The sequence below is a fragment of the Streptomyces sp. NPDC050416 genome, assembly GCF_044458845.1.
Taxonomy (GTDB): Bacteria; Actinomycetota; Actinomycetes; order Streptomycetales; family Streptomycetaceae; genus Streptomyces.
In genome coordinates this window covers 19,969-42,583 of the sequence record NZ_JBITII010000008.1, presented here as the reverse complement: position 1 = coordinate 42,583, position 22,615 = coordinate 19,969, and the positions used below count along the sequence as shown (strand labels likewise).

General features: G+C 68.7%; 19 protein-coding genes. 9 read left to right on the top strand and 10 right to left on the bottom strand.

Going from position 1 to position 22,615, the window contains the following annotated elements; all coding sequences use genetic code 11:
* Positions 1-14: 14 nt before the first annotated feature.
* From gnd to dnaA, 3 genes are all read right to left on the bottom strand, one after another.
* A complete protein-coding gene (gene gnd / locus ACIBL4_RS24705) occupies positions 15-890 on the bottom strand; it encodes a phosphogluconate dehydrogenase (NAD(+)-dependent, decarboxylating) (RefSeq protein WP_399413581.1) in 876 nt (291 codons plus the stop codon).
* Between the two features lie 164 nt (positions 891-1,054).
* Positions 1,055-2,185 (bottom strand): DNA polymerase III subunit beta, encoded by a 1,131-nt coding sequence (dnaN, locus tag ACIBL4_RS24700; protein WP_086560490.1) that lies wholly within the window; start codon positions 2,183-2,185, stop codon positions 1,055-1,057.
* 925 nt (positions 2,186-3,110) lie between these two features.
* A complete protein-coding gene (dnaA, locus tag ACIBL4_RS24695) occupies positions 3,111-5,141 on the bottom strand; it encodes a chromosomal replication initiator protein DnaA (protein WP_399413578.1) in 2,031 nt (676 codons plus the stop codon).
* A 374-nt stretch (positions 5,142-5,515) separates the two neighbouring features.
* Between dnaA and rpmH the strand changes: the two genes are divergently transcribed.
* From rpmH to ACIBL4_RS24650, 9 genes are all read left to right on the top strand, one after another.
* Positions 5,516-5,653 (top strand): 50S ribosomal protein L34, encoded by a 138-nt coding sequence (gene rpmH, locus ACIBL4_RS24690; protein WP_018846094.1) that lies wholly within the window; start codon positions 5,516-5,518, stop codon positions 5,651-5,653.
* A gap of 21 nt (positions 5,654-5,674) precedes the next feature.
* On the top strand, positions 5,675-6,046 hold the full coding sequence (rnpA, locus tag ACIBL4_RS24685) for a ribonuclease P protein component (protein WP_399413576.1): 372 nt from the start codon (positions 5,675-5,677) through the stop codon (positions 6,044-6,046).
* Entirely contained in the window at positions 6,043-6,417 is a 375-nt protein-coding gene (gene yidD, locus ACIBL4_RS24680) for a membrane protein insertion efficiency factor YidD (RefSeq protein ID WP_356928059.1), read from the top strand. The genes rnpA and yidD overlap by 4 nt, the downstream gene beginning before the upstream one ends.
* A gap of 3 nt (positions 6,418-6,420) precedes the next feature.
* Complete coding sequence (yidC, locus tag ACIBL4_RS24675; RefSeq protein ID WP_399413574.1) at positions 6,421-7,695, top strand: membrane protein insertase YidC; 1,275 nt, start codon at positions 6,421-6,423, stop codon at positions 7,693-7,695.
* A 15-nt stretch (positions 7,696-7,710) separates the two neighbouring features.
* The gene (locus ACIBL4_RS24670; protein WP_399413572.1) at positions 7,711-8,223 is read left to right on the top strand and encodes a protein jag; all 513 of its coding nucleotides are present in this window, start codon (positions 7,711-7,713) and stop codon (positions 8,221-8,223) included.
* 126 nt (positions 8,224-8,349) lie between these two features.
* Complete coding sequence (gene rsmG, locus ACIBL4_RS24665; protein WP_059414784.1) at positions 8,350-9,066, top strand: 16S rRNA (guanine(527)-N(7))-methyltransferase RsmG; 717 nt, start codon at positions 8,350-8,352, stop codon at positions 9,064-9,066.
* Positions 9,067-9,387: 321 nt separating this feature from the next.
* On the top strand, positions 9,388-10,464 hold the full coding sequence (locus ACIBL4_RS24660) for a ParA family protein (protein WP_392035600.1): 1,077 nt from the start codon (positions 9,388-9,390) through the stop codon (positions 10,462-10,464).
* Positions 10,461-11,561: a ParB/RepB/Spo0J family partition protein gene (locus ACIBL4_RS24655; protein ID WP_399413570.1), complete on the top strand. Its 1,101-nt coding sequence runs from the start codon at positions 10,461-10,463 to the stop codon at positions 11,559-11,561. Before ACIBL4_RS24660 ends, ACIBL4_RS24655 begins: the two co-directional genes overlap by 4 nt.
* 318 nt (positions 11,562-11,879) lie before the next feature.
* A complete protein-coding gene (locus ACIBL4_RS24650) occupies positions 11,880-12,497 on the top strand; it encodes a GNAT family N-acetyltransferase (protein ID WP_399413568.1) in 618 nt (205 codons plus the stop codon).
* 118 nt (positions 12,498-12,615) lie between these two features.
* On the opposite strand, the gene trxA is transcribed toward ACIBL4_RS24650, so the two are convergent.
* The 7 genes from trxA to ACIBL4_RS24615 all read right to left on the bottom strand — a co-directional run bounded on the left by trxA (position 12,616) and on the right by ACIBL4_RS24615 (position 22,427).
* On the bottom strand, positions 12,616-12,948 hold the full coding sequence (gene trxA, locus ACIBL4_RS24645) for a thioredoxin (protein ID WP_359189731.1): 333 nt from the start codon (positions 12,946-12,948) through the stop codon (positions 12,616-12,618).
* Between the two features lie 45 nt (positions 12,949-12,993).
* On the bottom strand, positions 12,994-13,962 hold the full coding sequence (trxB, locus tag ACIBL4_RS24640; RefSeq protein ID WP_399413565.1) for a thioredoxin-disulfide reductase: 969 nt from the start codon (positions 13,960-13,962) through the stop codon (positions 12,994-12,996).
* A gap of 167 nt (positions 13,963-14,129) precedes the next feature.
* Complete coding sequence (locus ACIBL4_RS24635) at positions 14,130-15,053, bottom strand: anti-sigma factor family protein (RefSeq protein ID WP_399413563.1); 924 nt, start codon at positions 15,051-15,053, stop codon at positions 14,130-14,132.
* Positions 15,050-15,775 carry an RNA polymerase sigma factor SigM gene (gene sigM / locus ACIBL4_RS24630; protein WP_399413561.1) on the bottom strand — a complete coding sequence of 242 codons (726 nt, stop codon included), beginning with the start codon at positions 15,773-15,775 and terminating at the stop codon, positions 15,050-15,052. The genes ACIBL4_RS24635 and sigM overlap by 4 nt, the downstream gene beginning before the upstream one ends.
* A 26-nt stretch (positions 15,776-15,801) precedes the next feature.
* Positions 15,802-17,520 carry a protein kinase family protein gene (locus tag ACIBL4_RS24625; protein ID WP_399413559.1) on the bottom strand — a complete coding sequence of 573 codons (1,719 nt, stop codon included), beginning with the start codon at positions 17,518-17,520 and terminating at the stop codon, positions 15,802-15,804.
* Between the two features lie 139 nt (positions 17,521-17,659).
* Positions 17,660-19,984, bottom strand: coding sequence for a murein biosynthesis integral membrane protein MurJ (gene murJ, locus ACIBL4_RS24620; RefSeq protein WP_399413557.1), 2,325 nt, complete (start codon positions 19,982-19,984; stop codon positions 17,660-17,662).
* 43 nt (positions 19,985-20,027) lie between these two features.
* Positions 20,028-22,427, bottom strand: a complete 2,400-nt coding sequence (locus tag ACIBL4_RS24615) for a DUF6049 family protein (protein ID WP_399413555.1) — start codon at positions 22,425-22,427, stop codon at positions 20,028-20,030.
* Positions 22,428-22,615: the final 188 nt, after the last annotated feature.

The window sequence follows — 22,615 nt, the reverse complement described above, 5'->3', positions numbered from 1 at the left end:
CCCTCGGTGCTCGGTTACTTCTTCTCGACCGCGTGGCCGCCGAACTGGTTCCGCAGCGCCGCGATCATCTTCATCTGGGGCGAGTCCTCCTGACGGGAGGCGAACCGCGCGAACAGCGACGCGGTGATCGCCGGCAGCGGCACCGCGTGGTCGATGGCGGCTTCCACAGTCCAGCGTCCCTCACCGGAGTCCTGTGCATAACCCCGGAGCTTGTCCAGGTGCTCGTCCTCGTCGAGCGCGTTGACCGCGAGGTCCAGCAGCCAGGAGCGGATGACCGTGCCCTCCTGCCAGGAGCGGAAGACCTCCCGGACGTCGGTCACGGAGTCGACCTTCTCCAGCAGCTCCCAGCCCTCGGCATAAGCCTGCATCATCGCGTACTCGATGCCGTTGTGGACCATCTTCGCGAAGTGGCCCGCGCCGACCTTGCCCGCGTGCACCGCGCCGAAGTCGCCCTCCGGCTTGAGGGCGTCGAAGACCGGCTGCACCTTGGCGACGTTCTCCGCGTCACCGCCGTACATCAGCGCGTAGCCGTTCTCCAGGCCCCAGACGCCGCCGGAGACACCGCAGTCGACGAAGCCGATGCCCTTGGCGGCCAGCTCCTCGGCGTGCTTCTCGTCGTCCGTCCAGCGGGAGTTGCCGCCGTCCACGACGACGTCACCGGGCTCCAGCAGTTCGGCGAGCTCGTCGATGGTGGACTGCGTGGCCTCGCCGGCCGGGACCATCACCCAGACCACACGCGGGCCGCTGAGCTTGCCCACAAGCTCCGGCAGGCTGTGGACATCGGCGAGGTCCTGGTTGCGGTCGTATCCGAAGACGGTGTGGCCCGCGCGGCGGATCCGCTCGCGCATGTTGCCGCCCATCTTGCCGAGGCCGACGAGACCGAGCTCCATCAGTTGTGTTCCTTAGCTTTGCAGGTGTCCGATGTGGCGTTGCGGCACTTTCGTACCGCGCCGAGCCTAAACCCGGACGCTCGCGCACATCTGTGGGCATACGCGCTCAGTCGTAGGCCCTCACCTGCGGGTTTGCCCCCAGCCTGTGGACAACCGGTCGGAACTCAACCGCTGAGCCGCACCGGCATGATCAGGTACTTGTAGGCCTCGTCCGCCTCGGCGTCCAGCGCCGGCTTGCCGCTGAGCAGCGCGGGCTTCGTGGACGTCGTGAAGGACAGCTGGGCGACCGGGGAGTCGATGGCGCTCAGGCCGTCCAGCAGGAACGTCGGGTTGAAGGCGATCGAGATGTCGTCGCCCTCGAGCTGGGCGTCGACCCTTTCCACAGCCTGTGCGTCGTCGCTGGAGCCGGCCTCCAGGATGAGCACGCCCTGCTCGAAGCTGAGGCGCACCGGGGTGTTCCGCTCGGCGACCAGGGCCACACGCTTGACGGCCTCGACGAAGGGGGCGGTCTCGATCACGGCGACGCTGTTGAACTCCGTCGGGAACAGCGTGCGGTACTTCGGGAGGTCGCCCTCCAGCAGGCGGGTCGTCGTACGGCGGCCGGCGCCCTCGAAGCCGATCAGGCCCTCGCCCGAGCCCGAACCGGACAGCGCCAGGATGACCTGGTCGCCACTCGTGAGGGCCTTGGCGGTGTCCAGGAGCGTCTTGGCGGGCACCAGGGCGACCGCGGAGGCCTCCGGGTTCTCCGGCTTCCACAGGAACTCGCGGACCGCGAAGCGGTAGCGGTCGGTGGACGCCAGCGTGACCGTGTCGCCCTCGATCTCGATGCGGACGCCGGTGAGGACGGGCAGCGTGTCGTCACGGCCGGCCGCGATGGCGACCTGGGCGGCCGCGGAGGCGAAGACCTCGCCGGGGACGGTGCCCGTCGCGTTCGGCATCTGCGGCAGGGCCGGGTACTCCTCCACAGGCAGGGTGTGGAGTGTGAACCGGGAGGAGCCGCAGACCACCGTCGCCCGTACACCGTCTGTGGAGATCTCCACCGGACGGTTGGGGAGAGCGCGGCAGATGTCCGCGAGGAGGCGGCCGGAGACGAGCACCGTGCCCTCTTCCTCGACCTCGGCCTCCACGGAGACCCGCGCGGAGACCTCGTAGTCGAAGCTGGACAGGCTCAGCTGGCCGTCCTCGGCCTTCAGCAGCAGGCCGGCGAGCACAGGCGCCGGCGGACGGGCCGGGAGGCTGCGTGCCGCCCAGGCCACTGCCTCCGCGAGTACGTCGCGTTCCACCCGGATCTTCACTGTTGCCGCCTCCTGCTGTTGCCGGCGCTTCTCGCTCTGCCTGGCCCTCGTCGTCTGTGTCGGTGTCGACGGTCCCTGGGATGGGGAGGACACCGGGGACCAGTCTGACGCACCGCACTGACAGTAGGTGCCTCTCGGGGTCAAGTCGTGACGAGGGGCAGTCGGGCGCCGGAGAGCGAGTTGTGCACAGGACCCGCTTCGAAACGAATTCCCAGCTCTCTCTAGTCGGGAGTAGTAGTAGGGCCTGTGGATACCGTGGATAACCACGTTTGCCCAGCTCAAAGCGGGAATTTTGTCCACTGGCCCTGTGGGTGACGGCGGTGGACAACCAGGGGTCTCTGTGGAGAACGGAAAGTTCTGCACACCCCGTGCACAGGGGGAGGCGAGTTCTCCCCAGCGCCGTCCCCAGTTTTACCCGGCTTTCCCACAGCCCAACCCGGCACCTTCGTGTGACGCCTTTCACTCGACCCGGTGAGGAGGCGCGTCGCGTTGCCGAACAGTGGACAGCGATGTGGAGAAGCTGGGGATCGCTGGGGACAACCGGCCTCAACCTGTGGGTTGCCGGTGGACAACTCGATGCACAGCCTGTGGATCCCCGCGTTGTCCACAGCCTGTGGAGATCGTTCGTCCACGAATCCACATGCCACTGAGCTGGTCTGATGGTCCTTCACTCGAGGCCTCTGTGGACACAGTCTGGACAACTTCCCGGTCCCCAGGGTGTGGACGGGAAAAAGTCACCGAATCTGTGGAGAGCGGCCGTAACCCCGCAGGTATTCGAACAGCCGGCGGCCGACAGCGGGACGACGGCCGGCTTCGGCGTGACGAGGTCGGCCGTGGCATGACGACGGCCGTGCCGCCGTCACGCCGAAGGGCGCCCCCGGAAACCTGCTCCGGGAGCGCCCTTCGGCGTCGTACGACCGGCCTGTCAGCCGTTCTTGATGCGGTTGGTCAGCTCGGTGACCTGGTTGTAGATCGAGCGGCGCTCGGCCATCAGATTGCGGATCTTGCGGTCGGCGTGCATGACCGTCGTGTGGTCACGGCCGCCGAACAGCGCGCCGATCTTCGGCAGCGACAGGTCCGTGAGCTCACGGCACAGGTACATGGCGATCTGCCGGGCGGTGACGAGGGCGCGGCCGCGCGAGGTGCCGCACAGGTCCTCGACGGTCAGCCCGAAGTAGTCCGCCGTCGCGCCCATGATCGCCGTGGACGTGATCTCGGGCGCGGAGTCCTCGCCGCCGGGGATCAGGTCCTTGAGGACGATCTCCGTCAGGCCGAGGTCGACCGGCTGCCGGTTGAGCGAGGCGAACGCCGTGACCCGGATCAGCGCGCCCTCCAGCTCGCGGATGTTGCGCGAGATCCGGGACGCGATGAACTCCAGCACCTCCGGCGGCGCGTTCAGCTGCTCCTGCACCGCCTTCTTGCGGAGGATCGCGATCCGCGTCTCCAGTTCGGGCGGCTGCACGTCGGTGATCAGACCCCACTCGAAACGGTTCCGCAGTCGGTCCTCCAGAGTGACCAGCTGCTTGGGCGGCCGGTCGGAGGACAGCACGATCTGCTTGTTGGCGTTGTGGAGCGTGTTGAAGGTGTGGAAGAACTCCTCCTGCGTCGACTCCTTGTCCGCCAGGAACTGGATGTCGTCGACGAGCAGGATGTCCATCTCGCGGTAGCGCTTGCGGAAGCTGTCGCCCTTGCCGTCGCGGATGGAGTTGATGAACTCGTTGGTGAACTCCTCCGAGCTCACGTACCGCACCCGCGTGCCCGGGTAGAGGCTGCGCGCGTAGTGCCCGATCGCGTGCAGCAGGTGCGTCTTGCCGAGCCCGGACTCCCCGTAGATGAACAGGGGGTTGTACGCCTTCGCCGGTGCCTCGGCGACGGCGACCGCGGCGGCGTGCGCGAAGCGGTTGGAGGCGCCGATGACGAACGTGTCGAAGAGGTACTTCGGGTTCAGGCGCGCGGTGGGCTCCCCCGGGCCGGTCGCCGGCGCGGGCTGCGCGGCCAGCGGGCCGGGCGCACCGGTCGTGGGCAGGTTCGGGCCGACGGGGCCGCCGCGGTGCACGTGGCCCGAGCCGGCCGGCGGCTCGGGCAGCTCCCGGCGGACCGGATCGCGCTGGTCGTAGTCGGGGCGTGACCTCTCGTAGTCGGAGCGCGGCTGGTCGTAGGAGGGGCGCTCCATGGACTGCGGGCGGTAGTCCTGGGACGGGGAGCCGTAGGCGTCCTGGGAGGACGCGCCGTAGGAGTCCTGCGACCCATGGGATCCCTGTGACCTGTGTGATCCCTGGCCATGGGATCCATACGACTCCTGTGAGGTCCCACGAGATCCGTACGAGTCCTGGCCATAGGCGTCCTGGGAGCCATAGGCGTCCTGGCTCGGTGACGCGTACGGGTCACGTTCGGGGAAGCCGAGGCGCTGCTGCTGCCAGCTGTACTCGTCCTGCGTCGGCCGCGGCCAGGAGCCGGGCTCGGGGCGCTGGTACTCGGACGGGTACGCGGGACGAGGGGTGGGAAGTTGATCTCCGCGCGTAGGCGGGAGCTGGTCGCCGGCCGTTTCCGGCAGCTGGTCGGCGCGGTGGCGGCCGTACCCCTCGTAACCGTCGCGGTCCTGGCGCGCGGCCGGAATCTCGGGTTCCTCGTAGCGCGACTGGGGACGGGGCTGGGGCGCCGGTGTGGCCGGGGGCTCGCCCGCGGAGTCGTCGACGGTGATCGCGATCCGGATCGGGCGGCCGCACTCGCGGCTCAGGGTCTCGCTGACGACGGGCGCAAGGCGGCCCTCGAGTACGCCTTTCGCGAATTCGTTCGGTACGGCGAGCAGGGCCGTGTCCGCGACCAGCGCGAGCGGCTGGCAGCGCCGGATCCAGTGCTCGTCCTTGGACTCGACGCCCTGGCCGCGGCCCTCCCCGAGGAGCTGCTCCAATACGCGTGGCCACACTGCGGCAAGATCGGCAGGTACGTCAGCCACAGGGCACGCTCTCTCACAGGTCCCACGAACGTGTGGTTCTGGGACGGCTCGGGATGTAAATCGGGTGGGGCAGGGATAAGGGAACGAATCGGAGTTCCGTCACGGTAGTCAGGGCGGCCACTGCGGTTCAAGTTGTTGTCCCCAGCCTGTGGACAAGTGTCTGCGGGCAGCTGCTGGTTTGACCGGATGGCGTAGCCGCGCGTACCGTAACCAGGTCGAGTTGTCGATGGCTGCTGCCGCCTGCCTCCGATGGGCACAGATCATTTGGGTGATCGGTCAGCGGTGCACTCGGGCGTAACTGCGAGCTACTCGTGGGCGCACGGTGACAGCCAGGACGGCACCCCGCAACTACCGATTTCTTCTGGAGCCCCCGAGTGAGCAAGCGCACCTTCCAGCCGAACAACCGTCGTCGCGCGAAGACCCACGGCTTCCGCCTGCGGATGCGTACCCGTGCCGGTCGCGCGATTCTCGCGAACCGTCGCAGCAAGGGTCGCGCCAACCTGTCCGCCTGATTCTGATCAGGTCATGACGTCGTGCTGCCCACCGAGAACCGGCTGAGGCGGCGCGAGGACTTCGCGACCGCGGTACGGCGAGGACGTCGGGCTGGACGCCCGAACCTCGTCGTCCACCTTCGTAGCGGTGCCACGGACCCGCATGCGCCTGGGGAGAGCGCTCCCCCGACGCGTGCGGGTTTCGTCGTGAGCAAAGCCGTGGGTGGTGCGGTCGTACGCAACAAAGTCAAGCGCAGGCTTCGCCACCTGATGCGCGACCGAGTCGCCCAGCTGCCCCCCGGTAGCCTGGTAGTGGTACGAGCACTGCCCGGTGCGGGCGACGCCGACCATGCACAGCTGGCCCGAGACCTGGACGCCGCCCTCCAGCGGCTGCTGGGAGGGGGCGCGCGATGAAGTACCCGCTGCTTGCTCTGATCAAGCTCTACCAGTGGACGATCAGTCCGCTGCTCGGGCCGGTCTGCAAGTACTACCCGTCGTGCTCCCACTATGGCTTCACGGCCATCGACCGGCACGGTGCCATCAAGGGAACGGCACTCACGGCCTGGCGCATCCTGCGGTGCAACCCGTGGTCGCTGGGTGGTGTGGACCATGTCCCGCCGCGCAAGCGCCCGCGGTGGCACGAAATGCTGCGTAACGCGTGGCGTGCACGCAAGGGCGGGCCCTCCGCCGCCGACCCGGCCATCGAAGGACAGACTTCTCCCACAAGTCCCCCGAGTCCTTCGAGCCCGGCCGCAGAGACACCGTCCCATGCCCAAGGAGCATGATTAGTGGACACGATTGCCAGCCTCTTCAGCTTCATCACCACACCCGTCTCCTGGGTCATCGTCCAGTTCCACTCGGTGTACGGCGCCATCTTCGGCCCCGACACCGGCTGGGCCTGGGGCCTGTCGATCGTGTCCCTGGTGATCCTGATCCGTATCTGCCTGATCCCGCTCTTCGTGAAGCAGATCAAGGCGACCCGGGCCATGCAGACGCTCCAGCCCGAGATGAAGAAGATCCAGGAGCGCTACAAGAACGACAAGCAGCGTCAGTCCGAAGAGATGATGAAGCTGTACAAGGAGACGGGCACCAACCCGCTCTCCTCGTGCCTTCCCATCCTGGCGCAGTCCCCGTTCTTCTTCGCCCTGTACCACGTGCTCAACAGCATCGCGTCGAACGACACCATCGGCGTGATCAACACCAGTCTTCTGGAGAGCGCGCAGAAGGCGCACATCGTCGGTGCGCCGCTGGCGGTGAAGTTCACCGACAGCGCGTCGAAGGTGGAAGCACTCGGTGCCTCCCTCACCGACGTCCGCGTGGTCACCGCCATCATGATCGTCCTGATGTCGGCGTCGCAGTTCTTCACCCAGCGCCAGCTGATGACGAAGAACGTCGACACCACGGTGAAGACCCCGTTCATGCAGCAGCAGAAGATGCTGATGTACGTCTTCCCCGTCATGTTCGCCGTCTTCGGCATCAACTTCCCGGTCGGTGTCCTCGTCTACTGGCTGACCACCAACGTGTGGACCATGGGCCAGCAGATGTACGTCATCCACAACAACCCGACCCCGGGTTCCAAGGCCCAGGCCGCGTACCTGGAGCGCCTGCACAAGCACGTCACGACGCACGGCAAGGTCAGCCGGCGGCGTGACAAGGTCATCGTGAAGGCGATCGTCGCCAAGGGACGCGACCGTAACGAGTTCGAGCGCAAGTTCATCAACGGCCTCAGCAAGGCCGGCCTCGCCGCTCAGACCGACGGCACCGTGATCAAGAGCGACACCGTTGCCGCTGTCGAGGCCGAGGACGGTACGCCGACCACCGGCACGCCGAAGCGTCAGCAGCCCAAGCGGCAGACCAAGGCACAGCGCCAGTCCGCTGCCGCCAAGGCGGCCGAGGAGTCCGAGCAGAAGACGTCGCTCACCAAGTCCGACGCGCCCGAGGACGCCAAGCCCGCCCCCGCTGCCAAGAAGGGCGGCGCGAAGTCCGGCAGCGGTACCCGCAGCAAGGCCCAGTCCGGACAGCGCAAGGGCCCGCAGCGGCCCAAGTCCCCGTCCAAGAAGTAAGAAGGAGTCCATCCCGTGACGGAAGGCACCACCTCCGCCGCTGCCGAGGGTGCAGACACCCTGACCCGCCTGGAGCAGGAGGGCGAGATCGCGGCGGACTACCTGGAGGGTCTGCTCGACATCGCCGACCTCGACGGCGACATCGACATGGACGTCGAGGCCGATCGTGCCTCTGTCTCGATCATCAGCGACACGGGCAGCCGCGACCTGCAGAAGCTGGTCGGCCGGGACGGCGAGGTGCTGGAGGCGCTCCAGGAGCTCACCCGTCTGGCCGTGCACCGTGAAACCGGTGACCGCAGCCGGCTGATGCTCGACATCGCGGGATACCGCGCTCAGAAGCGCTCCGAGCTCTCGGAGCTGGGCGCCAAGGCCGCGGCCGAGGTCAAGAGCAGCGGTGAGGCCGTGAAGCTGGACCCGATGACGCCGTTCGAGCGCAAGGTCGTGCACGACGCGGTCAAGGCCGCGGGCCTGCGCAGCGAGTCCGAGGGCGAGGAGCCGGAGCGCTTCGTCGTCGTGCTTCCCGCCTGATCGGCCTCTACGTTCCCCGGCCCCGTCTGTTGCGCAGGCGGGGCCGAACTTTGTCAGCCTGATAGTTCTGGTGGTTCTGGTGTCGGCGCGGGTGCGCGCTGACGCGGTACGGAAGGACGGTCCCCCGTGACGGAGGCAGCGGAGCTTCCCCCCGCGCCCGAGCAGGCGCGCGAGGTGTTCGGTGATCGCTTCGCGGATGCGGTGCGGTACGCCGAGCTGCTCGCTGAGGCGGGCGTGCAGCGCGGTCTCATCGGCCCGCGTGAAGTGCCCCGCCTGTGGGAGCGGCACCTGCTGAACTGCGCGGTGCTCTCGGAGGTCGTGCCCGAGGGCGTGACGGTGTGCGATGTCGGCTCGGGCGCCGGCCTCCCCGGGATCCCGCTGGCACTGGTCCGGGAGGACCTGAAGATCACGCTGCTGGAGCCACTGCTGCGGCGCACCAACTTCCTCTCCGAGGTCGTGGAACTGCTCGGCCTGGATCATGTGACCGTCGTGCGCGGCCGGGCCGAGGAGGTCATGGGCAAGATCCAGCCCGTCCACGTCGTGACGGCCCGAGCCGTCGCGCCCCTCGACCGCCTCGCCACATGGGGCATCCCTCTGCTGCGGCCGTACGGGGAGATGCTCGCGCTCAAGGGTGACGCCGCCGAGGAGGAGTTGAAGAGCGCGTCGGCGGCCCTGAGCAAGCTGGGTGCGGTGGAGACGTCCATCCTGCATGTCGGTGAGGGCGTGGTGGATCCGATGTCCACAGTCGTACGGGTGGAGGTCGGGGAGAGTCCCGGTGGGGTGCGCTTCGCGGCGAAGCGAGCCAAGGCGGCTCGCACGGGGCGGGCTCGTCGGCGACGCTGATCCCCGCGGGGAACGGTGAACCTGAGGGGAACGGCGATCCCGTCCGACGACGCTGATCCGTCCTGAGGACGAGACGTACTCCACACAAGCCGCCAAACGTACGCAAGCCGGAGTGTCGCGGCAGTTGGGCCACGGCGACTGTGCATCGTGTTTCACGTGAAACGTCGCTCACTGCTGCACGGCATCATCAGTCGTGGCCGCGCTGCGGCCGAACCCCGCGACCGTAAGCCTCTCGGGTCACTCGATGAGGGAACTGAGTTGTCCACAGAGGTGGATTTCTCCACAGAACGGAAGGCCTCACTGGTTCACGACCCCGAAGACATGGGAGGCTCTGTTCATTGCGAGCCTGAAGTCGAGGAGAGTGAATCCTTGCGGTCCGACGCCAACATCGCGGGACCGATGACCGATCCGGTCCCCGGTCCCCGTACCGAGTCGATGGGGGCGGATGTTTCACGTGAAACACCGCCTCCGATGGACGACACTCCCATCGGTCGTGCTGCCCAACTGGCGGTGGAGGCTCTAGGCCGCGCTGGCGAGGGCCTGCCACGGCCCGAGCAAACCCGCATCATGGTGGTCGCCAACCAGAAGGGCGGTGTGGGCAAGACGACGACGACCGTCAACCTTGCCGCGTCGCTGGCCCTGCACGGTGGCCGGGTTCTGGTGGTCGACCTCGACCCACAGGGCAATGCGTCCACCGCGCTGGGCATTGACCATCACGCCGAAGTCCCGTCCATCTACGACGTGTTGGTGGAGAGTAAACCGCTCTCCGAGGTCGTCCAGCCGGTCCCCGATGTCGAGGGTCTCTTCTGTGCCCCTGCCACGATCGATCTCGCCGGTGCGGAGATCGAGCTGGTGTCCCTGGTGGCACGAGAGAGCCGGCTGCAGCGCGCCATCCAGGCGTACGAACAGCCACTGGACTACATCCTCATCGACTGTCCGCCTTCGCTCGGCCTTCTGACGGTCAATGCGTTGGTGGCGGGCCAGGAGGTTCTGATCCCGATCCAATGCGAGTACTACGCGCTGGAGGGTCTGGGTCAGCTGTTGCGTAACGTCGACCTGGTGCGGGGGCATCTCAACCCCACCCTGCATGTGTCGACCATCCTCCTCACCATGTACGACGGCCGGACGCGACTCGCGTCCCAGGTCGCGGAAGAGGTGCGCACCCACTTCGGCGACGAGGTGCTGCGGACGAGCATTCCCAGGTCCGTCCGTATCTCCGAGGCGCCGAGTTATGGGCAGACGGTCCTGACTTACGATCCTGGTTCGAGTGGTGCCCTCTCTTATCTAGAGGCGGCACGAGAGATCGCGCTGAAGGGTGTCGGCATCAGCTATGACGCGACGCACGCCCATATCGGCGCACAGCAGAACGACCCGAGCATGGTGGAGGGCATTCAGTGAGCGAGCGACGGAGGGGGCTGGGCCGTGGTCTCGGCGCACTGATCCCTGCTGCGCCGACGGAGAAGTCGGTAGCCCAGGCTGCGGCAGGGAGTGCCGTTTCCACGTCCCCCGCGGCAGTACCCGTGCTGCCGAACGACCGTGGGGTGGCCGCAGCGAAGGTGGCGACCCTGCCGAACGTTTCACGTGAAACAGAGGAACCGGCGCAGCCCAGTGCTCCCGCCACGCCTGCGGCGCCCATCGGTGCGCACTTCGCCGAGATTCCCCTCGACTCCATCACGCCGAACCCGCGGCAGCCGCGTGAGGTCTTCGACGAGGATGCGCTGGCCGAGCTCATCACCTCCATCAAGGAAGTGGGACTCCTCCAGCCGGTGGTTGTACGGCAAGTGGGTCCCGCCCGCTACGAGCTCATCATGGGCGAGCGCCGTTGGAGGGCCTGCCGCGAGGCGGGGCTGGAGGCGATCCCGGCGATCGTGCGCGCCACGGAGGACGAGAAGCTCCTCCTGGACGCTCTGCTGGAGAACCTGCACCGAGCCCAGCTGAACCCGCTGGAAGAGGCAGCCGCCTACGACCAGTTGCTGCGGGACTTCAACTGCACGCACGACCAGCTGGCGGACCGCATCGGCCGATCCCGCCCACAGGTCTCCAACACCTTGCGCCTGCTGAAGCTCTCTCCGGCGGTGCAGCGTCGGGTCGCCGCCGGAGTGCTCTCCGCCGGTCACGCTCGGGCCCTGCTGTCCGTCGAGGACTCGGAGGAGCAGGACCGGCTTGCTCACCGCATCGTGGCCGAGGGGCTGTCGGTGCGGGCCGTCGAGGAGATCGTGACCCTGATGGGCTCGCGTCCCCAGAAGGCCCAGCGGCCCAAGGGCCCGCGTGCCGGTGCTCGTGTCTCTCCCGCGCTGTCCGAGCTCGCCACACGGCTCTCGGACCGCTTCGAGACGCGGGTGAAGGTCGACCTGGGCCAGAAGAAGGGGAAGATCACCGTCGAGTTCGCCTCCATGGAGGACCTTGAGCGGATCCTCGGTTCACTCGCTCCCGGCGAGGGACCGGTTCTGCAGAAGAGCCTGCTGGAGGGCGACTCCGAGGAGAGCGAGTCCTGAGCCTCCGGCGGGAGCCGCTGTTGTGGATGACAGAGCGGGCCATGTCCGGTGTGTGCCGGAACGTGGCTCGCTCTTTCCTTTCTGGCGGTATCGATGGAATCGCATCGTGGATACGATGCGTTCGGATACGGCGCAACCACCCGGCAGTACCTCTGAGAGGAAGGCAGGGGCCATGCGAACGATGAGCCGCACCGGACTGGTGAGCGCCGGTTTGGGGCTGGGGGCGGTCGGTGGGTTCATCGGCAGTCTCCTCAGGGAACGGAGCGCTCTCACAGCCGCCCGCGACGCGGCAGGCGAAGGAAGCGAGGATCAGCCTTCATGGGTCGCCGGCTCGTACCGCTCACGTTGGACAACCTTCAGGACCTCCCCCAACGCTGTCGGTCGTGTGTCTTCTGGGAGCTCGACCCGGTCAGCGGTGAGGCCGCGGTAAAGGCGGGCGAGTCCGCACTGGAGAAGGAAGCCTGGATCTCGGCCGTTCTGCTGGACTGGGGCTCCTGCGGCCGAGTCGTGTACGTCGACGACGTGCCCGTGGGCTTCGTGCTCTATGCGCCCCCCGCCTATGTCCCGCGCTCCACGGCGTTCCCCACGAGTCCCGTCTCCCCCGACGCGGTTCAGCTGATGACCGCGTTCATCGTGCCGGGGTACCAGGGGCAGGGGCTCGGCCGGGTTATGGTCCAGACGGTCGCCAAGGACCTGCTGCGGCGGGGGTTCAAAGCGATCGAGGCGTTCGGGGATGCGCGCTGGAAGGAACCGGCCTGTGTGCTGCCCGCCGATCACCTCCTGGCGGTGGGCTTCAAGACGGTTCGGCAGCACCCCACCTATCCCCGGTTGAGGCTGGAACTGCGGTCGACGCTCTCCTGGAAGGAAGACGTCGAGATGGCCCTGGACCGGCTCCTGGGAGCCGTGCAGAAGGAGCCGGCGCTGCGGCCGCTGTAGGGCGGTATTCGGCGGCCGCTGTGGCGGCAGGTACTCAAACGAATGGGCCAACCCTTCCGGGTTGGCCCATTCGTGTTTCACGTGAAACATGCACCGTCGCTCCGACGGCTCCGCCGGTTCACTCGGCGATGAACTCCTCGAGGTCGCGAACGATCGCGGCCTTCGGCTTGGCGCCCACGATGGTCTTGGCGACCTCGCCACCCTGGTAGACGTTCAGGGTCGGGATGGACATGACGCCGTACTTGGCGGCCGTACCCGGGTTCTCGTCGATGTTCAGCTTGACGACCTCGATCTTGTCGCCGTACTCGGAGGCGATCGCCTCGAGGGACGGCGCGATCTGACGGCACGGACCGCACCAGGCGGCCCAGAAGTCCACCAGAACGGGCTTGTCGTTCTTGAGGACGTCCTGCTCGAAGGAGTCGTCGGTCACATTCTTCAGGGTGCCGGCCACGGCGGGCTCCTTAACTGGTTGGTGCGTGGGGCGGGTAGGGAGAGGTCAGACGGTGGTCTTCTCGGGTTCGGGCTGCTCCTCGTCCGCGAGGGCGGCGAGGTAGCGCTCGGCGTCGAGAGCAGCGGAGCAGCCGGTCCCCGCCGCGGTGATCGCTTGACGGTAGGTGTGGTCGACCACGTCGCCGGCGGCGAAGACACCGGTCAGGTTGGTGCGCGTCGACGGCGCGGCCACCTTCAGGTAGCCCTCGTCGTCCAGGTCGAGCTGACCCTTGAAGAGCTCGGTGCGAGGGTCGTGGCCGATCGCGATGAACAGACCGGTCACCGGCAGGTCCGAGAGCTCGCCGGTCTTGAGGTTGCGCAGCTTCAGACCAGAGAGCTTCTGGTCGCCCTGGATCTCGGCGACCTCGCTGTCCCACACGAACGTGATCTTCGGGTCGGCGAAGGCACGCTCCTGCATGGCCTTGGAGGCGCGCAGGGTGTCGCGGCGGTGGACGACGGTCACGGACTTGGCGAACCGCGAGAGGAAGGTGGCCTCCTCCATGGCGGTGTCGCCACCACCGATCACGGCGATGTCCTGGTCCTTGAAGAAGAACCCGTCACAGGTGGCGCACCAGGAGACTCCACGGCCGGAGAGAGCGTCCTCGTTCGGCAGACCGAGCTTGCGGTGCTGCGAGCCGGTGGCGACGATGACAGCCTTGGCGCGGTGGACGGTACCCGCCGTGTCCGTGACGGTCTTGATCTCAGCGGTCAGGTCGACGGCGACGATGTCGTCCGGGACGAGCTCGGCGCCGAAGCGCTCCGCCTGGGCGCGCATGTTGTCCATGAGCTCGGGGCCCATGATGCCGTCCTGGAAGCCCGGGAAGTTCTCGACGTCGGTGGTGTTCATGAGCGCACCGCCGGCGGTGACGGCGCCCTCGAACACCAGTGGCTTCAGCGACGCGCGTGCGGTGTAGAGCGCCGCCGTATAGCCGGCGGGCCCGGAGCCGATGATGATCACGTTACGGACGTCGCTCACGGCTTGATTCCTCGTCTCTGGACTGCGTCGTTCGACCGGTGGGAGCTCCTCTCGGAACTCTCACCCCACCCAACGGATCCTAAGGGGCGAGCATTCCCGCTGTGTCCGGGCACACGGAGATGCGGCCCCGGGGCGGGTACCGCGCAGAGTGAAGACGAAGGCGCGCTTCAGGCGGACGGGTACGAGCGCTGAAGAAGGACCTTGCCCTCGGCGTTGGCCGAGGCATGATCCACACAGGTCGCGTCGACGATATAGGCGGTGACCCGAGTGGCGTCGGATGCGTCGGGGAGCAGCACCAGCATGGCCTTCTTCCCCTGATACCTGCCGTTCTCGACAGCGAGGGCCGCGTCCTTGCGCCCGATGCCGTCGCGGACGCAGGCGGGCACGGCGGGCTCCCGGAAGACCCGAGGATGGTGGGGTTCGGCAGTCTTCGCGCCGAAGGGGGTGCGGGAGCCGCCGCCCTCCTTGCCCTGCTGGTCCGCCAGGAGATCGGTGACCTGCTTCTCGAGCTTCCCCTCGGAGAAGGTGTCCGCAGGGGCGGTCTGCGGTCCGCCCGCCGTGTCACGCGAGGGTGTGCCGTCGTCGAGTGACGACAGCAGGACTGAGCCCAGCCCCAGGACGGCGACGGTGAAGACGGTCCCCAGAACGGCGATCCTTCGGCGCCCGTTCCGTGTTCGGTCCTTGCGGCCCGGGCCGGTGGTGGCAGAGCGGGGGCGTCCGGCGGGGCGGTCGGCGGGAGTCGATGTTTCACGTGAAACATGCGCACCGCTGCCGCTCTCGGACGTGGCATGGGGCGTGCTCACCGGCGTCTGGTGCTCTGCGGTCTCCGGCCCCTTGGCGTTCAGCAGGGCCTCGGCGGCGAGGGCGGCATCGATGCGGCCTGCGACATCGGCGGGCATGCGCGGTGGGCCCGGCAGCGTGCCGAGCAGCCCGCGGATCTCCTCCAGAGAGGCGTAGACGTCCGCGCAGAACTCGCACCCGTCCAGATGCCGGCGCACGTCGGTGCTCCGGGACGGTGGGAGGAGACCCTCGGTGAGGTCGGAGATCTCCGCGACGTCCGGGTGCCCGGCCATGTCTGTCGTCGACGTCACGCTCGTCCACCTCCGCCCTTCACTGCCGCTGGGTCGCTCGGTCCTGCGTCCGGTGGTTCCGCTCGGTGCGGTCCCGCTGCGGGTGGGACGGCTGGCCCCTGCGTCCGGTTCCCTTCCCTGCCAGGCTTCTCGCTCCCACCGGTGCTGTCCGGCCGTAGGTGGGTGAGCAGGGGCAGGAGTCTCGCTCTCCCGCGCGCACACCGGCTCTTCACGGTGCCGGTCGGCACGTCGAGGATGCGGGCCGCCTCGGCGACCGGGTAGCCCTGCATGTCCACCAGGACGAGCGCCGCTCGCTGGTCGGCCGGCAGGGTTCCCAGCGCTTCGATGAGCTGCCGGTGGAGATCATTCCGCTCAGCGGGCGCCGAAGCCGACTCGTGCGGCTCCAGCAGCTGCTCCAGGCGCTCGGTGTCGTCGACGGGAGAGGTCTTCCGGGAGGCGACCTTGCGGGCGCGGTCCAGGCAGGCGTTCACCGTGATCCTGTGCAGCCACGTCGTGACGGCCGACTGGCCCCGGAAGGTGTGGGCGGCCCGGTAGGCGGAGACGAGGGCGTCCTGCACCGCGTCAGCGGCCTCCTCGCGGTCTCCCAGCGTCCGCAGGGCGACGGCCCAGAGCCGATCGCGGTGCCGCCGCACGATCTCACCGAAGGCGTCGGGGTCGCCCTCGACATGCCGGGCGAGGAGGTCCTGATCACTTGCACCGCTGTGCTCGGCGCGGTCCGCCATCGAACCCCCTTCCCCTCGGCCGGCTCTCAGCCCGTGAACTTCACTTCGGTGATGGCCTGCTTGTAGCCCTTGTTGCTGAAGTTGGTGGGGTCGTCGCCGGAGTACGGCAGGGCCGTGAGCCACACCAGGAGGTACCGGCTCTTCACCGGCTTGTCGACGGTCACCTTCGCGGAGGTGCTGCTCGTCGTGGCCGTGCCCAGCTTCTTCATGGCACTCAGTGGCGTGGACGAACCGAGGGTGTCGGTCGCGTACAGCTCCACCGTGGTGTGGTCGCTGCCGTACCGCAGCGAGAGCGTCGCGGCCGAGACTTCCTTCTCGGACCCGAGGTCGTAGACGATGCCGACACCGGGCTTTATCACCATCTTCGGGCCGTCCAGGTAGCTGTTGGTGCGCCAGGCCGTGGACGGGTCGCCGTCGTAGGTCTTGGTGACGTCGTTGGGGTGCTGGGCGTCGCCCTTGGCGACGTACTCCTCGGCGCCCTTGATGGCGATCGGCTTGGGTGCCGGGCGGTTCTTGTTCTTGTCGCCGCCGTCGTTGTTCTGCGTCTTGCCCGGGTCGTCACTCTTGCCGCCCTGGTCCATGAGGGCGTCCGCCAGCTGCCAGCTGCCGAGGCCCAGCGCGGCGATCAGGAGTGCGGACACGGCCCACTTCAGGGCCTTGCCCGTGCGGCTCTGCAACGGGGGCGGCGGGGTCAGGACCGGCTGGGTGGCACCGGGGCGTGGGGCCTGGCGGCCGTACGTGCCCTGCTGATACGACGTGCGCTGGTACTCGGGCGGGGCGGTGAACGCCGGCTCCGGCGGGCGGATGCGGGGCATCTCGCCGATCGCCTTCACCAGCTCCTCCGGGGTGGTGCACGGCGACTCGTGGCGGGAGGCGGTGGCGCCGTCGTTGGCGAGCGCGCGCATGGAGAGTTCGGAGAGGCCGCGGTGCACGCCGGCACGCACCTGGTCGGGCGCGATCAGGCCGATGTCCTTCGGCAGGCCGGACAGCCCGTAGGCATCGCTCTCGTACGGCCAGCGCTGGGTGAGCGCCGCGTACAGCAGGGCGCCGATCGCCTCGGTGTCGGTGCGCTGCGGGGTGTCGGACGCGACGCCCCGCAGCGCGGCGTTCACCGCGAGCCCCCGGATGCGCCACTGGCCGGTCGAGGCACGCAGGACGGCGTTGGGGTTCAGCCGCAGATGGGCGAGGCCCTCGCGATGGGCGGCGGCCATGGCGGAGGAGACCTGGCTGATCATCTGGTAGGCGTCGTACGGCTCCAGCGGCCCGGCGGCGAGGAGCGTGGTCAGTTCGGTCGCGTCCGGAAGCCACTCGTGGACGACGTAGACGAGGTCGTTCTCCTCCACCGCGTCCAGCACCTGGACGAAGCGCGGGTCGCCCAGCAGGGCGGAGGAGCGGGCGGCGGCCAGGACGGACCGGGCCCGTGAGTGGTCCGCGGGCAGGATGTGCACGCCGACGGCACGGCGGAGCTTCTCGTCCACGGCACGCCAACTGCTGAAACCGTCCAGACGGGTAACGCACTCCTCGAGGCGGTAGCGTCTGGCGAGTTTGTGACCACTGTGCAGTTCAGGCGGCGAGGTCTTCCCTGGACCGTCGGCCCGGGTGCTCTCCTGTACCTCGTCGCTGTCCGTGTCCCGCTCCCGGTTCTTGGCCACCCCGTCGGCCGTGGACTGGTCCGCCTGTGCGGTCAGCGACGACTCGCCGCTGTTGTCTGCCACGTCGACGGCAGCCGTACTCCGTTCCGCCACCGTCGTTCCTGCCTCCCCATCCATTGCGCGCCGCCCGGCATCCGTTGCGCGCCGTTCGACGCCGAAACCAATTGTGCCCACAGTCCGCCGCTATGCACGACACGCGGTGGCTGACGATGGTTGTGCGCCCACCCCCGACTCAGCGTCCCAGGCGTCCGCGGACCATGCCGACCAGCGAGTTGAGTTCCTCGATGCGCATGCGGCGGGCGGCGACGAAGAAGATCACGAGTAGAACGGCGCCTCCGGCCAGTACGGCGGCGAGCGAGCCCACGACGCCCTGGCCGAGCGTGCGGCCGATGCCGTAGCAGGCCGCGCCGCTGAGCAGGGCGGCCGGGACCGACGCGATGCACAGCCGGGCGTAAGTCCGCAGGACACGGGCGCCGTCGAGGTCCCCGCCGAGCCGCTTGCGCAGCCGGCGCCAGGCGACGCCGACGCCGATCGCGTAGGCCAGGCCGTACGAGGCGGCCATACCGACGACGGCCCAGCGCGACGGGATGACGAAGTAGCAGACCGCCGAGGCGCCCGCGTTGACCGCGGCCACGATGACCGTGTTGTAGAAGGGAGTTCGGGTGTCCTCGTAGGCGTAGAAGGCGCGCAGGACGACGTACTGCACGGAGTACGGAATCAGGCCGAGACCGAATGCCATCAGCATGAAGCCCATGTTGGTGGCCTCGCTGGTGCCGGAGGAGCCGAACATCAGCGTGCACATGGGGATGCCGAGGGAGAGGAAACCGAACGCGGTCGGCACGATGGCGACCGCCGTGTTGCGCAGGCCCTGGGAGATGTCGTCGCGGACGGCACCGCCGTCGCCCTCGGCCGCCGAGCGCGACAGGCGCGGCAGCAGGGCGGCCATGAGGGAGACCGTGATGATGGCCTGCGGCAGGCCCCAGATCAGCTGGGCGTTGGCGTAGGCGGCGAAACCGGTGCCATCGACCGGTGAGGCCTTGCCCGCCGCGGTGGACAGCTGGATGACGATCATGGCGCCCGCCTGGTTGGCGAGGACGAACAGGACCGTCCACTTGGCGAGCGTGATGGCCTTGCCGAGGCCCTGACCCTTCCAGTCGAAGCGCAGCCGCAGCCGGAAGCCGGTCTCGCGCAGGTAGGGGATCATCGCCAGCGCCTGGACCACGAGGCCGAGCAGGACGCCGATACCGAGCAGGCGCTGGCCCTCCGGCGGGATGTTCGTGACCTTCATCCCGGACTCGGCGGCGGTGCCGTAGACGTAGATGAACATGCCCAGCGTCACGATGATGACGATGTTGTTCAGGACCGGGGTCCACATCATCGCGCCGAACTTCCCGCGGGCGTTGAGGATCTGTCCCATCACCACGTGGACGCCCATGAAGAAGATCGAGGGCAGGAAGTACTGGACGAAGGTGATGCCGACCTGGTTCGCCGCCGGGTCGCTGGCGACCGGGTCGGACAGCATGCGGATCAGCAGTGGCGCGCCGAAGATCGAGAGTGCGGTGAGCGTGCCGAGCGACACCATGACGAGGGTCAGCAGGCGGTTGGCGTACGCCTCGCCGCCGTCCTCGTCCTCCTTCATGGCGCGCACGAGTTGAGGCACGAAGACGGAGTTGAGACCGCCGCCGACCGTGAGGATGTAGATCATCGTCGGCAGCTGGTAGGCGACCTGGAAGGTGTCACCGAGGAGACCGACGCCGAGGGCCGACACGATCAGCGCGGAGCGAATGAAGCCGGTGAGACGGGAGACCATCGTGCCCGCGGCCATCACGGCGCTGGACTTCATCAGGCCCGCGGCGCGGCCGCCCTTCTTCGGAGCGGGCGAGGCAGCGGCCTCCGGGGCGGGGGTGTCGTCCACCGCCGGCGTCGCCGCGGTCTCGCCGGGTGCCGGGTACTGGCCCGCCGCGTACTGCCCCTGTGCCGCGTACTGCTCCTGTGCCGCGTATTGCCCCTGCGCCATCTGGCCCGGGGCCGGTGACGGGCCGGGGACCGACGGCGACTCGTAGGACGGGTGGCCGCTGCCCTGCTGCTGGTCCCGGAAGAGATGCGCGAACGCGTCCGGCTCCTGGCGCGGCTCGCCCGCCTGGGAGACGAGGTCGTCCACGCCCACGAACTGGGTGGTCCGGGCGTCGTCGCCGTACGGCAGGTGCCTGGTCGGGCCCTCCGGCTCCGGCGGAGGCGTCTGGGCCCACACCCGGGGGTCGGGCGCGTACGGCGACTGCGGCGGCTGGGCGTACAACTGCTGCTGCGGCTGGTACGTGCCCTCAGGAGGCGGAGGATGCGCGGCCCGGTCGTAGCGCGCTTCGGCGACCGGGTCCTGGGCGGAGAGGTCCTGTGCCCGGTAGGGGTCCTGGCCGTAGGCGTCCTGGAGGTACATGTCCGCGGGCGGCTGCGGCGGCACCTGGCCGTGCTCGGGCGGCGAGCCCTCGGGCCCGCCCGACTCGGGGTGGCCCGAGCTGCCCACGCCACGGCCGTGGTCACCGTCGTACGGCGCGTTCATGGTTACCCCACCTCATCGTCCCGGGCCCACCGGCCACGACATCTCAACGGTCCACTCTCTCACCCGTGCCGGGCGGGTCGGCGCTTTCCGCTGCGGTGTCCGGGGCCGGGTCACTCGGCTGCTGCGGGGCGTCTGCCCGGGAGCCGGTCTCGGACTCCTCGTTGAGACGGTCGCCGGGGGCCTCCGGGTTCTGCGGAGCGCCGATCGGGCTGTCGACGTCGTCGTCCGCCTCCGCGGCGGCGTCCTCGGCGGCCTCGCGAGCGGCGGCGCGCTTGCGCTGGGTGTACATACGGAAGCCGGCGAGGACCAGGAGCAGGACGCCACCGCCGATGACCAGCATCACGGTGGGCGTGACCTCGGTGACCTTCACGTCGAAGGTGACGGGCTCGCCGTACTTCTGGCCGTCCTCCGTGTACAGCTGGGCCTCCACCTTCGCCCGGCCGTTGGCGTTGGCGGACGTGGTGAACTTCACCGACTGGCTGTGCCCGCCGTTCACGGCGACCCGCTGTTCGTCGTAGGCGTAGCCGCCGATCTTGAGTCGCGTCGGGTTCTGCGACGTGAGCCGCAGCTCCAGGTGCTCGACGCCCTGGACCAGGTTGTTCTGGACGGTCACCGGGATCGTCGCGCTGCGGCCGGAGAGCTTGGTCTCCGACTTATCGATCAGCTTGACCCCGCCGATCAGTCCGCCGAGGTAGGACTCGACGTCGTCGCGGTATCCCACCGCCGCGACGCCCCGGCCACGCCACGACGTGGACATCTCGCGGTTCATGGCCCGCCCGAAGGGAGTGACCACCCGGGACTCGTCGGTGAGGATCACCTTGAAGTTGCCGAGATTGTCCTGCGTCCTCGCGATCTGCTCGAAGGCGGCCCGCGGCAGCTCCTGCTTGCGCAGCGAGGAGGGGTATGCGGAGGCGGGCGGCACCTTCCTGTTGGCCGACGGGTCCGGCTTGGCCTTCGCGGCGGCCGTGAGGTCCTGCGACTCGGACCAGTTCCCGCCTTGAAGGACTCCCAGCGCCTCGGCCATCGCCTGCGCCTGGTTCACGGAGGGCATGCGCTGCGGGGCGACGACGACGCTGCGCTGCTTGCCGGTCTGGAGGCCGAGCGTCAGGCTCTGAGCCAGGAAGCGCTGCACGGCGAGTGTGGACGCGGAGGCCGTCGTCAGGTTGCCCTGGAACGCCGTGGACATCCTGGAGTCCGCGACGACCGCTGTGGTGCCGCCGCCGATGGGCCGGGCCGCGGAGGGCGTGTACGACAGGTTGTCCTGGAGGCTGTCGCTGCGGGCGATCACCTTGTCGGCGCCCGCCGAGGTCGCGACCTTCATGATCGACGGGTCGACGGCGCCGTCGACGGGCCACGCGAAGTCCTTGGACGGTTTCACGTGGAGGATCGTCTGCACCGTGTTGTCGACGGCGTCGGTGGCCTCCTTGAGGTGGCTCAGCGAGCCCGTGACGGCCGTGCCGTTGTGGGCGAGGGAGGCCAGGTCCGGATCGCCGAACGGCAGAGCGACGACCTCCTTGCCCGCCACCGCCTGCTGGAGCTCGGCGAGCCACTGCTTGGCGGCCGCCTGGTTCCTGCCGGGGGTCGTGGCGCCGTCCTCGCCCCTGACCTCGTAGTTCCTCGTCATCGCGTCGACGGACGCCAGCAGGTCCGGGTCGATCACCCATGTGATGTCGAGGCCTTTGCCCAGTGACACCATCTGGTCGAGGCGCCCGCCGGGGGCGATCTCCTCGGCGAGGTCGTCGTTGCTGAAGACCGGCGTCTGCTGCTCGTTTGACCCCGTCTCGGCCGTCATGTGGACGTCGGAGACGAGCGGCCACAGGAACGTGGTCTTCGTCTTCGTGCCGGCCTCCTCCGGCTGCCACGGCAGGAACGTGCGCTGGACGCCGAGAACCTGGTCCCAGGGCTGCGCGGCGGTCTCACCGGAGAGCGCGACGGCCAGCTGGTAGACGCCGTCCTGGCCGAGGTCCAGCTCGTCGACCGGCACGGAGATGTTGAAGGGCTCCGCCACTCCGGGGGTGAGCTTGGGGAACTTCTCGGTGTACTTGGCGCCGACTGGCTCGCCGGCGGGGCCCTGGACGTCGTCGCTCTTCTTGGCCAGGCCGTCGACGGCGGAGCGGGTGTCGAGCGAGGGCCCCACCCGCAGGTCGACGTGGGCGTCGGTGACCGGCTGCTTGCCGTTGTTGGTCACCGTGCCTGTCACGTTCACCGTGTCCCCCTCGGTGGGGGCGCTGGGGCTGAGTGAGTCGACCGCGACGGACACCGAGCCGCTCGTGCCGGAGGCGGCCTGGAGGGACTCCTGCCCGGCCGCGTCCGCCGGCGTCGCAGCGGGCAACTGGAGGAGTCCGGCCAGCAGGGGCGCACCGGCGAGCAGTGCCCCGGTGCGCCGCAGCCACCGGCGGGCAGGTGAGGCACTGGTCCCCTGGAAGTCTGCCGCCTCGGCCACGCGCTCGCCCGTCCCTCGTCGTCGTCAGTGGTCGTCGGAATGTGCGTCCACGCATGGTAACGATGCGCGCTGAGGGGAAGTGCCGCGGTCCGTTCCACAAGATCGCGGCCCGGCGCCGAGGTGTCCGGTATGTCGCTGTATGACGGAGAGCGGTTGTCTCCTTCTCAAGAGCATCCCTTGTGCGCGTA